This is a genomic window from Acinetobacter sp. AKBS16 (assembly GCF_002899995.1).
GTDB classification, from domain to species: Bacteria; Pseudomonadota; Gammaproteobacteria; order Pseudomonadales; family Moraxellaceae; genus Acinetobacter; species Acinetobacter baumannii.
Genome location: NZ_POYH01000049.1, coordinates 26,418 through 36,974 on the forward strand (window position 1 = coordinate 26,418; position 10,557 = coordinate 36,974).

Sequence of the window (10,557 nt, forward strand, 5' to 3'; positions counted from 1 at the left end):
ATTTAAAGGCATTCTGTTCCGATTATAAATAAAAACTATTATATGAAACAAAATAAGTATTGGCATTTAGATGGGGATTTTTTCATTCTTAAACTGTTTTATGTACACGTTCCAGTAGGTAGCTGTCTCGGAAAATACAAGGGATTTGTTGTGTCTAACTTTGCCTGAAATTCGTATTCCGTTTTTATACCTTCAGTGACGCAGTATACATTCAATTTTGCAGTTTAAGGAAATATTGATGTCGAATTCTGCTGTTGTTGATTCAGTTGCTTTGGCCTTAAGACAAGCTGAACTATCACAAACTGCGATTATTCCTATTCGTGCTGAGCTTGGTGGTGAACAGGCAAATGTGGATATCGCTTATGCAGTACAGGAAATCAATACTGTACGTGCACTTTCGGAAGGGCGCCGTTTAGTAGGGCGAAAAATTGGTCTAACGTCTAAAGTAGTACAAGCCCAACTTGGCGTAGATCAACCTGACTTTGGGATGCTATTTGCTGATATGGCATACGGTGATGGTGAAGAAATTCCAATTAGCAAACTGATTCAGCCAAAAGTTGAAGCTGAAATTGCGCTCGTACTCAAAAAGGATTTAACCCAAACCCGACATACATATGCAGACATTATTAGTGCAACAGACTATGCCTTACCCGCTATTGAAATAGTTGATAGTCGTATTGAGAACTGGAAAATCTCTTTGATTGACACAGTTGCTGACAATGCATCAAGTGCAGCTTTTGTGTTGGGTTCATGTCCAGTACAGCTTAATCAACTTGATTTAGTGAATTGCAAAATGACTATGACTCGTGGTGAAGAAGTCGTTTCGCAAGGTGTTGGTAAAGCTTGTTTAGCTAATCCATTGAATGCAGCAATTTGGTTAGCTGATGAAATGGTACGACGCGGACGTCCATTACAAGCAGGAGATATTGTCCTGACGGGTGCATTGGGTCCAATGGTGGTGGCTCATCCGGGGGATGAATTTAAAGTTGAAATTGAAGGCTTCAATTCAGTCATTGCATGCTTTGCTGCTGAATAAAGGATAAGGAAATGAAAAAGATTAAATGCGCTTTAATCGGTCCAGGAAATATTGGAACGGATTTATTATATAAATTACAGCGTAGTGAATTATTGGAACCAGTATGGATGGTTGGAATTGATCCTGCTTCCGAAGGCTTGGCTCGCGCTGAAAAAATGGGTTTAAAAACTACGGCTGAAGGCGTTGATGGTTTATTACCTCATGTCCTTGGAGATGATATCAAAATTGCTTTTGATGCAACTTCAGCATATGTACATACAGAGAACAGTCGCAAGCTAAATGAGCTTGGGGTATTGATGATTGATTTAACTCCTGCAGCAATTGGTCCATTTTGTGTACCGCCAGTGAATTTAGAAGCTTTGTTGGATGCGGGTGAAATCCCTAATGTGAATATGGTGACTTGTGGTGGGCAAGCAACTATTCCTATGGTCGCAGCGATTTCACGGGTACAGACTGTTAACTATGCTGAAATCATTGCCACTGTATCAACAAAATCGGTTGGCCCGGGTACTCGTAAGAACATTGATGAATTTACTCGCACCACTGCTGGTGCAATTGAAAAGGTTGGCGGAGCTAAACAAGGTAAAGCCATCATTATTATTAACCCGGCTGAACCACCACTAATGATGCGTGACACAGTTCACTGTTTAGTTGATGGAGAACCGGACCAAGTTGCAATTACTGAATCAGTAAATGCCATGATCAAAGAAGTCCAAAAATATGTTCCGGGCTACAAGTTAGTAAATGGCCCTGTATTTGATGGTAATCGTATTTCGATATTTCTTGAGGTAGAAGGCCTAGGAGATTATTTGCCAAAATATGCCGGTAACCTTGACATTATGACAGCCGCAGCCGCACGTACTGCAGAAATGTTTGCAGAGCGCGTTTTATCTAACCCAAAAGCTGAAGTTGTTTAAGGAGAAACCGTATGTCTAAGATTATTGTGCATGATATGACGTTACGTGATGGTATGCATCCACAACGTCATCAAACTACAGTTGAGCAAATGATTGCCATTTCAACAGCGTTAGACGAAGCAGGTGTCCCCTTGATTGAAGTCACTCATGGTGATGGTTTGGGAGGGAGTTCAGTTAACTATGGTTTCGCCGCTGCAACAGATGAGGAATATTTGTCTGCTGTTGTACCACGCATGAAAAATGCTAAGGTTTCCGCACTTTTATTACCGGGTATTGGGACAGTTGATCATTTGAAAATGGCACATGAGATTGGTGTTTCAACCATTCGTGTTGCAACACACTGTACGGAAGCAGATGTATCTGAACAGCATATTACTGCTGCTCGAAAATTGGGAATGGATACAGTAGGCTTTCTAATGTTGGCACATATGGCATCGCCAAAACATTTGCTAGAAGAAGCAAAAAAAATGGTGTCTTACGGTGCTAACTGTATTTATGTCACTGACTCTGCTGGGTACATGTTGCCACAGGATGTAACCGATCGGATTGGGTTACTTCGTCAGGAGCTTGATAGCAGTATTGAATTAGGTTTCCATGGTCACCATAATTTGGGTATGGGTGTTGCCAATACTGTTGCTGCGGTTGAAGCTGGTGCAATTCGGGTCGACTTGGCAGCAGCTGGTCTAGGAGCTGGAGCGGGCAATACGCCACTTGAGTTATTTATTGCAGTTGCAAATCGTATGCAAATAGAAACAGGCGTAGACTTGTTTAAAGTACAGGATATTGCAGAAGATCTTGTAATTCCAATGATGCTAAATCCAATTCGTGCCGATCGTGATGCAGCAACGTTAGGTTATGCAGGTGTATATTCATCTTTCTTGTTGTTTGCAAAACGTGCCGAAGCTAAATATGGCGTCTCTGCACGTGAAATTTTATTAGAGCTAGGTCGCCGTGGTACGGTTGGGGGACAGGAGGATATGATTGAAGATCTTGCCTTGACTATGTCAAAAGCGAAAGTAATAAGCGCATAAGTTTTTTACAAATGAAAGAGCACTCCACGAGAGTGCTTTTTTTACATCTAATGATTTGATCTAGATGAAATAACTTGGATATAAGCGTTATTTTCTATAAATGGATAGACATCATTTTAATTAAATAAGTCTCTATTTAAATAAAAAATCGATTAAAAAATTAAAAATAGCGAATTTAAATAAAGTTATTTTTATAATAAATACATATATAACAAATAGTTGGTCTATTTTTTTTGAAATGATTAATCGTTTTTAGTGATCTGTTAAAAATTCCCATTACTGGAAAAGTAACATTTTTTTAAAGCATTGAGTTTAAAAAGAAAAATATCTTAATACTCTAGTCGCATTTTTCATAAAAATAGAGTTGAGCATGATAGGGCTTGGTTTCATGGATTGATTGAAAGGAAGTACGCAATGCGTCGTCAAACGTTATGGATCGCAATGGCTTGTTTGGTAGCAACAATAGGAACTACTTGTACATATGCTGGTTTTGTTGAAGATAGTCAGGTTCAGCTGAAATTTAAAAACTTCTATTTAGATCGTCAGTATGATGACACCCCTGCAAAAAACTGGGGGAGTTGGTCGCAAGCTGTGACACTGGATGCAAAATCGGGCTATGCAGAGTTTGGGGCGTTACAACTCGGTGTTGATGTGTTAGCACAGTATGCTGTACGTCTGGATGGGCGTGACCGTAACGCAGATTGGGTTCTGCCATACAGTGGGATTTCTGATACAGGCACAGGAAAACAAGAGCGCCAGTTTGGAAAAATAGGAGCAACTCTTAAAGCGAAAATCAGCCAAACTGAATTACGAATTGGTGAACTTTTACCTGTAACACCAGTAATCCATTTTGATCCATCACGTCAATTATTGACCACTTATAATGGGGTATGGCTAGAGTCAAAAGATTTCAAAAACACCAAATTAACGTTAGGTTATTTGGATAGTATCAATGCCCGTTATGAAAATCAGCCAATGGATTTTGGTCTATGGCCTAAAGCATTAAATAATGATGGTAAAACTGATGGAATGTATGTTGCGGGCATAGATTACCAATTAAATAAAAACTGGACTGCAAGTTACTTTTATGGTGATGTGACGAATATCTATCGTCAAAATTACTTGGGTGTGAACTATAAGAACAATTATGACAAGTTAAAAGTCGATTCACACATACGTTTTTTCGACAATGCAGAGTCGGGAGATGCCTTGTATGGTGATATTGATAATCAGGCATTGTCTATAGGCTCAACCTTAACTTATGGCTCACACAGTATAGGTTTATCTTATCAGCAAATGTTTGGTGACCATGGTAGTAACCCGAGTGCAGCAACTGGCGCACCATATTTCCCATCCCTCGCAGGTTGGGTACCCCAGCCTTATTTAGATAACTGGTCAGTTGCGAGCTTTATCCGTAAAGATGAAAAATCGGTGGGTGTGGCTTATAGCTATGATGATTTTAGTGATCTTGGCATTAAAGGTTTAAAAACCACTGCAAAATATTGGCATGGTTGGGGCATTGATTCAGCTTATGAATCAAGTGCATTAACAGGCAAAGGCAAAGAAGATGAATTCAACTTTATTCTGAATTACGTTGTGCCAGAAGGGAGGTTACAAGGCTTAGGTTTTCAGTGGATGTATATCGATGTGAACTTCGACAATATTGCAGGCCAAGCAAGCGATTTGCAGGAACATCGTATTGCAACGACATACACCTATAAATTTTAAATACTTTTAAATATTTATTTAAATAACAAATGGTTATTAATATTTTTTTTGTATCACCTCATCGTAAACAAGTATCAGTTTAGGCGCCGTGAACAGGTAAGATGGGTGAGTAAAACATTTAAAATTTGGCCTAGTAAAAGCAGCTTAATCTTGAGTTGAGCTGTATAAATTGTAAGAGGAATGACATGGGCACAGTACAAATCCCCGAATATAAAACAGATCCATTTTTTGGTTTGGAAGACAAATGGATTGAAACTGCAGCAGGCGAGCTCACTCATTATCATGAGCTCGGAGAAGGTACTCCAATTTTATTTTTACATGGTTCGGGTACTGGTGTTTCAGCAGCAGCAAACTGGTGGTTGAACTTACCACAAATTGCTGAGCAGGCACGCTGTATTGCTATTGATTCGATTGGTTATGGACAAACTGTTGTTGCAGAAGGCACAGCTTACGGTATCCGGGCATGGGTAGATCATGCGGTCCGTGTATTAGATGCTTTAGGAATTGAAAAAACCTGGTTAGTAGGCAATTCTTTAGGTGGTTGGTTAGCATTCCAGTTTATATTGGATTACCCAGAGCGTGTACTGGGTATTGTATCAATGGGAACGGGTGGTGCTAAACAGACGGCAGCACTTAAAGCACATGCTAATCCTGAATTGACAGAAGCTGGTATCCGTAAAACTTTAGAAATGTTTGTGGTCGATAAGTCTTTAGTCACAGATGAATTGGTTAAAGTTCGTTTTGACTCAGCAAAAAATGACTACGCTTCGGATCGATTGATGGATGTTGTTGGTGCACGAGACCGTGACCGTTTTGAGTTCCCGCTTGATTTTGAAAAGATGAAAGAGATTCAAGTTCCTGTATTACTCATTCATGGTGTGCAAGATGTAGTTATTCCTGTATCTCGTACTTGGGATATTTTGAATATTGTACCTCATGCAGATGCACATATTTTTAGTCAATGTGGTCATTGGTCACAAGTTGAAAAAGCACAAGAATTTAACCAGATTATTAAACAATATTTAGCAGTACATGATGTTAAATAAAATATAACAATACAGGAAGGATAAATTATTATTCTTCCTGTATTTAAAGTAAAATTTTTAGTTTTTTGCTGAGCCTTGTCATTTTATCTTAGACTTTTGTATTAACTGAAGGATTTTAAGCTTTATTAATATTTAAGTAAAAAACTTTACTCAATAAATCTATAAATTCTTTGACTCCTGAAGACTCAGCATCTTTTCTATAGCTGACGTATAAATCTAAAAAGGGTAGATCTACATCCAGTGGTCGGGTGACAATATTATTTAAAGTTAAGGGCTCTATATAACTAGGCAAAATACCGCAGCCTAATCCCATTCCTATCGAATTAATATTAAATAGAATATTATGGGCAGTTTGAACAATATTAAATTTAATATTGTGAATTTCGGCAAAATTAAGAATAGTATGATGTAAAATTGAAGACTGCTCGGGCGATGGAATAATAAAGTCAATATTATCTAAAAGCTTTACTGGTATACGTTTGAACTGGGCAAGTGAATGGTTATGAGGGATTAATAGCATTAATGGTTCACGTAATACGAACTGGCTTTGTATTTCATCGTTATTTAAATTATCTCTCATAAATGCAATATCAATAATCCCATTCTTTAGGGCTTCCATTTGTTCGGTGTTATTCATACTACGTAATTCGATCTTCAGGTTTGGGTTTTGTACCCTTAAACTTGGAAGAACAGATGGAAAAACTTTCATTTCTACGACAGGGACAAAACCAATCGTCAGTTGTTGTTTTTTTAATTTCGAAACTTGGCGGGCCATTGCAATCGCTTTATCTGCTTGAGCTAAAGTTAAACGCGCCTGCTCAAGAAATATACTTCCTTCTTCGGTGAGCTCAACTTTACGTTTAGTACGATGTAGTAATGTAACGCCAACTTCATCTTCAAGGTCTTTAATTTGTTGACTTAATGATGGTTGAGCTGTGTAAAGGCGAAGTGCAGCTTTACTAAAGTTGAGTTCTTCAGCCACCATTACAAAGTAGCGTAAATGACGTAATTCCATATCAGTTGTGATCCAAAAATCCTCTTATTAACTTTAGGTCGTTAATAGAGTAATGTTAAATGGTTAAAAACCATAAATCCGTTTATAAAAACTACCGATTAGTATCAGTTGAGCTTAATTTTAATATTTAAAATCTATAATGAATAATTCATAAAAAGTCTAATTTGAAACAAATAAAATATTTCACTTAAAACGTTTAAAAAATCATTATCCATTTAAATTGAATTTTATGTTGTGCTTTTTTGGCGACAGCAGGAGTGCTTCTCATGAATGGAAAAATTGAAGTGTGCGAAATCGATGCTTTAGTCGATGCACAAAATGGACGTATCTCGCCAGCTATCTATACAGATCCGCAATTATACGAACTAGAGTTAGAGCGTGTTTTTGGACGTTGTTGGTTATTTCTTTGTCACGAAAGCCAAATTCCAAAATCAGGCGACTTTTTCAATACGTATATGGGCGAGGACCCAATTATTGTTATTCGCCAAAAAGACGGTTCTATTAAAGCATTATTAAATCAATGTCGTCACCGTTCTATGCGGGTTAGCTATGCTGACTGTGGTAATACGCGTGCATTTACTTGTCCCTATCATGGTTGGTCCTATGGGATTGACGGTTCACTTAAAGATATTCCATTAGAAGGTGTCGCCTTCCCACATGGGGCTTGTAAAGAAGAATGGGGATTGCAAGAGGTTCCTCGTGTTGCAAGCTATAAAGGTTTAGTTTTTGGTTGTTGGGCAGATGACACACCCGAATTACTTGATTATATGGGAGATATTGCTTGGTATCTGGATGCAATGATTGACCGCCGTGAAGGTGGCTCGGAAGTCATTGGTGGCATTCATAAATGGGAAATTAACTGTAACTGGAAATTTGCAGCAGAACAGTTTGCTTCTGATCAATACCACGCGCCGTACTCGCATGCCTCTGCAGTACAAGTTTTAGGTGGTAAACCAAATGATGATGCTTCTAAAGCATTAGGTACAGCACAAACTGCACGTCCAGTGTGGGAAACAGCAGAAAGCTGTGTGCAATATGGTCAACGCGGCCATGGCTCAGGTTTCTTTCTGACCGAAAGACCAGATGCTAATTTCTGGGTAGATGGTCAAGTAGCGGATTACTTCCGTGAAACCTATGAAGAAACCAAAGAGCGTTTGGGCGACACACGTGCTTTACGCTTGGCTGGACACAACACCATGTTCCCAACTTTGTCTTGGTTGAATGGTATGACGACGATGCGCATTTGGCATCCACGTGGACCAGATAAAACTGAAGTTTGGGCGTTCTGTATCACGGACAAAGCAGCTCCGCAGCACATCAAAGAAGCGATGGAGTTGAATGCTTGCCGAGCATTTGGCCCAGCTGGTTTTGCTGAAGCAGACGATGGTGAAAACTGGATTGAGATCCAGAAAGTGTTACGTGGTTATAAAGCGCGAAAAAGTAAACTCATTATGGAAATGGGACTTGGCAATGAAAAATACCGTGAAGATGGTATCCCCGGTATTACTAACCATGTTTTTTCTGAAACCGCCGCGCGTGGCATGTATCGTCATTGGGCAAACCTATTGATGCATGAAAAATGGGAAGACGTGCAACGGGCAGATGAGGCGTATGAGCAAGAGCTTTTGAAAAAAGCGGCTAAAAAGGGTGAGAAGGAGCTTGTGAAATGAACCAGATCATTGACTCATTAAAACCACAGCCAGTATGGCGTTCTATTGGATTGGAACTTCACCACGACATTAGTCAGTTTCTATATGCAGAAGCACAATTGTTAGATGACTGGAAATTTCGTGATTGGTTGGAAATCTTAAGCGAAGATATTTTATATACGCTCAAAACGACGACAAATGCGCAAACACGTGATCGTCGTAAATGTATTGCACCACCATCAACATGGATTTATCACGACGACAAATTTGTACTAGAACGCCGTGTAGCAAAATTAGAAACAGGGATGTCGTGGTCCGAAGAACCGCCATCACGTACTCGTCACTTGATTACTAATATACGGGTCGAAGCAACTGCACAAGCAAATGAATATCAAGTTTTTAGTAATTATTTGCTTTATCGCTCGCAAAAAGAAAAAGACATACTGACCTATATTGGTAAACGAGTTGATCTGATTCGAAAAGATGAGAGCAGTAGTTTAGGTTGGAAAATTGCTAAACGCGATATCACCCTCGATCAAGCGACTTTGATTTCTCACAATATTACGGTGTTTTTCTAATGAATAAGATTTTTGTTTGTCAGATTGATGAGTTGGATGAAGGCGAAGCACTGAAAGTAGATTGTAATGTAGGTGATATTGCCGCACTTGCTGTGTTCAATTTCAATGGTGAATTTTTTGCCATGAATGATAAATGCAGTCATGGTAATGCTTCTATGTCAGAAGGTTACCTAGAGGATGATGGCACGGTCGAATGTCCACTTCATGCATCACGTTTTTGTTTGAAAACTGGCGTACCACAATGTGTACCAGCGACTGACTCGATTCAGACATTCCCTGTCGTGATTGAAGATGGTGCACTTTATGTCGAAATGGTAGGAGCGTAATGATGGGCTGGCTAGAGGGTGAAGTTGCGCTAATTACTGGTGGCGGTTCAGGACTAGGGCTTGCGTTGGTTGAGCGCTTTTTACAAGAGGGAGCACATGTTGGCGTGTTGCAACGATCTCAATCAAAAGTAGATGAATTGATTGCACGCTATGGTGACAAAATCGTAGCAGTGACAGGAGATGTGGCTAATTTTCAGGATAACGTTCGTGCTGTGCAGGCTACCGTAGAACGTTTTGGAAAACTTGACTGTTTTATTGGTAATGCCGGTATTTGGGATCATTATGCCGACATCGTTAACATGAGTGGCGAACAGTTAGATAAAGCCTTTGATGAAATCATGAGTATTAACACGAAGGGTTATTTGCTTGGTGCAAAAGCAGCTTTAGATGAGTTACTCAAAACTGAAGGCTCAATGATTTTTACCTTATCTAACTCAGCGTTTTATTCATCTGGTGGTGGTCCAATTTATACCGCATCAAAACATGCTGATGTAGGTTTAGTGCGTGAACTGGCCTATGAGTTGGCACCGAAAGTGCGTGTGAATGCAGTTGCTCCATCAGGCATGAATGTCAATGTGAAAGGTGCTGCATCCCTTGGACAGGAAAATCTAGGATTACTTGATGCACGTGATCCACAAAGAATTGGGCAAGGCATGCCATTGAGATTCTTACCAGAACCAGAAGACATGACTGGTTCTTATGTATTGCTCGCATCTCGTCAAAATAACCGTCCATTATCTGGCGTTTTTATAAATGCTGACTGTGGTTTGGGCATTCGTGGCTTACGCCAAGCGAACGCTGGTTTTTTTGATGCTTAATTTTAATCCGATATTAATGGACTAATAAGTCAGCTAAAAACTGTCTTATTTCGGAGCTAATCATGACTGTTAAACTTATTTGTGCTTCTCATAGCCCGCTAATGGAATTTGCGTCTCCGGCAGAAAAACAACAAGAACAAACGGTGCGTCATACTTTTGAAAAATTGGCTGCCGAGGTCAAAGCATACGACCCAACTTTAATTATTGCTTTTGGGCCAGATCATTTTAACGGCTTCTTTTATGATCTGATGCCGAGTTTCTGCGTGGGTGTCCGCGCAACAGCAGCAGGTGATTGGAATTATGGACCTGGTGAGCTTAATGTGCCTGAAAGCACAGCATTAAACTTAATTCGAAAAGTACTTGATGAAGGTGTGGATGTTGCATATTCATATCGTATGCAAGCGGATCATGGG

The 10,557-nt window shown here is 39.5% G+C and carries 10 protein-coding genes and 1 pseudogene; 10 read left to right on the top strand and 1 reads right to left on the bottom strand.

What is annotated here, in order from left to right; genetic code table 11:
• The first annotated feature begins 238 nt into the window (after positions 1-238).
• The 5 genes from C1642_RS08690 to C1642_RS08710 all read left to right on the top strand — a co-directional run bounded on the left by C1642_RS08690 (position 239) and on the right by C1642_RS08710 (position 5,758).
• The gene (locus C1642_RS08690; RefSeq protein ID WP_103236206.1) at positions 239-1,036 is read left to right on the top strand and encodes a fumarylacetoacetate hydrolase family protein; all 798 of its coding nucleotides are present in this window, start codon (positions 239-241) and stop codon (positions 1,034-1,036) included.
• An 11-nt stretch (positions 1,037-1,047) separates the two neighbouring features.
• Positions 1,048-1,953: an acetaldehyde dehydrogenase (acetylating) gene (locus C1642_RS08695; RefSeq protein WP_103236207.1), complete on the top strand. Its 906-nt coding sequence runs from the start codon at positions 1,048-1,050 to the stop codon at positions 1,951-1,953.
• Between the two features lie 11 nt (positions 1,954-1,964).
• Positions 1,965-2,984, top strand: a complete 1,020-nt coding sequence (gene dmpG / locus C1642_RS08700) for a 4-hydroxy-2-oxovalerate aldolase (protein ID WP_032029020.1) — start codon at positions 1,965-1,967, stop codon at positions 2,982-2,984.
• Between the two features lie 414 nt (positions 2,985-3,398).
• Entirely contained in the window at positions 3,399-4,712 is a 1,314-nt protein-coding gene (locus C1642_RS08705; RefSeq protein WP_103236208.1) for an OprD family outer membrane porin, read from the top strand.
• Between the two features lie 185 nt (positions 4,713-4,897).
• Positions 4,898-5,758, top strand: coding sequence for an alpha/beta fold hydrolase (locus C1642_RS08710; protein WP_000537604.1), 861 nt, complete (start codon positions 4,898-4,900; stop codon positions 5,756-5,758).
• A gap of 115 nt (positions 5,759-5,873) precedes the next feature.
• Here C1642_RS08710 and hcaR read toward each other — a convergent pair whose 3' ends face one another.
• Positions 5,874-6,773 (bottom strand): DNA-binding transcriptional regulator HcaR, encoded by a 900-nt coding sequence (hcaR, locus tag C1642_RS08715; RefSeq protein ID WP_000423285.1) that lies wholly within the window; start codon positions 6,771-6,773, stop codon positions 5,874-5,876.
• 266 nt (positions 6,774-7,039) lie between these two features.
• Between hcaR and hcaE the strand changes: the two genes are divergently transcribed.
• From hcaE to C1642_RS08740, 5 genes and pseudogenes are all read left to right on the top strand, one after another.
• Complete coding sequence (gene hcaE, locus C1642_RS08720) at positions 7,040-8,443, top strand: 3-phenylpropionate/cinnamic acid dioxygenase subunit alpha (protein ID WP_001013451.1); 1,404 nt, start codon at positions 7,040-7,042, stop codon at positions 8,441-8,443.
• On the top strand, positions 8,440-9,000 hold the full coding sequence (gene hcaF / locus C1642_RS08725; RefSeq protein ID WP_001071801.1) for a 3-phenylpropionate/cinnamic acid dioxygenase subunit beta: 561 nt from the start codon (positions 8,440-8,442) through the stop codon (positions 8,998-9,000). The genes hcaE and hcaF overlap by 4 nt, the downstream gene beginning before the upstream one ends.
• Complete coding sequence (hcaC, locus tag C1642_RS08730) at positions 9,000-9,326, top strand: 3-phenylpropionate/cinnamic acid dioxygenase ferredoxin subunit (protein WP_001033367.1); 327 nt, start codon at positions 9,000-9,002, stop codon at positions 9,324-9,326. The genes hcaF and hcaC overlap by 1 nt, the downstream gene beginning before the upstream one ends.
• A gap of 2 nt (positions 9,327-9,328) precedes the next feature.
• A complete protein-coding gene (hcaB, locus tag C1642_RS08735) occupies positions 9,329-10,144 on the top strand; it encodes a 3-phenylpropionate-dihydrodiol/cinnamic acid-dihydrodiol dehydrogenase (RefSeq protein ID WP_004736599.1) in 816 nt (271 codons plus the stop codon).
• A 62-nt stretch (positions 10,145-10,206) separates the two neighbouring features.
• A pseudogene (locus C1642_RS08740) lies at positions 10,207-10,557 on the top strand (3-carboxyethylcatechol 2,3-dioxygenase); the annotation flags it as partial.

What these genes read in the sequence shown, in the direction of transcription:
- C1642_RS08690 (WP_103236206.1), top strand. Translation starts at nt 239, where the DNA reads ATGTCGAATTCTGCTGTTGTTGATTCAGTTGCTTTGGCCTTAAGACAA.
- C1642_RS08695 (WP_103236207.1), top strand. Translation starts at nt 1,048, where the DNA reads ATGAAAAAGATTAAATGCGCTTTAATCGGTCCAGGAAATATTGGAACG.
- dmpG (WP_032029020.1), top strand. Translation starts at nt 1,965, where the DNA reads ATGTCTAAGATTATTGTGCATGATATGACGTTACGTGATGGTATGCAT.
- C1642_RS08705 (WP_103236208.1), top strand. Translation starts at nt 3,399, where the DNA reads ATGCGTCGTCAAACGTTATGGATCGCAATGGCTTGTTTGGTAGCAACA.
- C1642_RS08710 (WP_000537604.1), top strand. Translation starts at nt 4,898, where the DNA reads ATGGGCACAGTACAAATCCCCGAATATAAAACAGATCCATTTTTTGGT.
- hcaR (WP_000423285.1), bottom strand. Translation starts at nt 6,773, where the DNA reads ATGGAATTACGTCATTTACGCTACTTTGTAATGGTGGCTGAAGAACTC.
- hcaE (WP_001013451.1), top strand. Translation starts at nt 7,040, where the DNA reads ATGAATGGAAAAATTGAAGTGTGCGAAATCGATGCTTTAGTCGATGCA.
- hcaF (WP_001071801.1), top strand. Translation starts at nt 8,440, where the DNA reads ATGAACCAGATCATTGACTCATTAAAACCACAGCCAGTATGGCGTTCT.
- hcaC (WP_001033367.1), top strand. Translation starts at nt 9,000, where the DNA reads ATGAATAAGATTTTTGTTTGTCAGATTGATGAGTTGGATGAAGGCGAA.
- hcaB (WP_004736599.1), top strand. Translation starts at nt 9,329, where the DNA reads ATGGGCTGGCTAGAGGGTGAAGTTGCGCTAATTACTGGTGGCGGTTCA.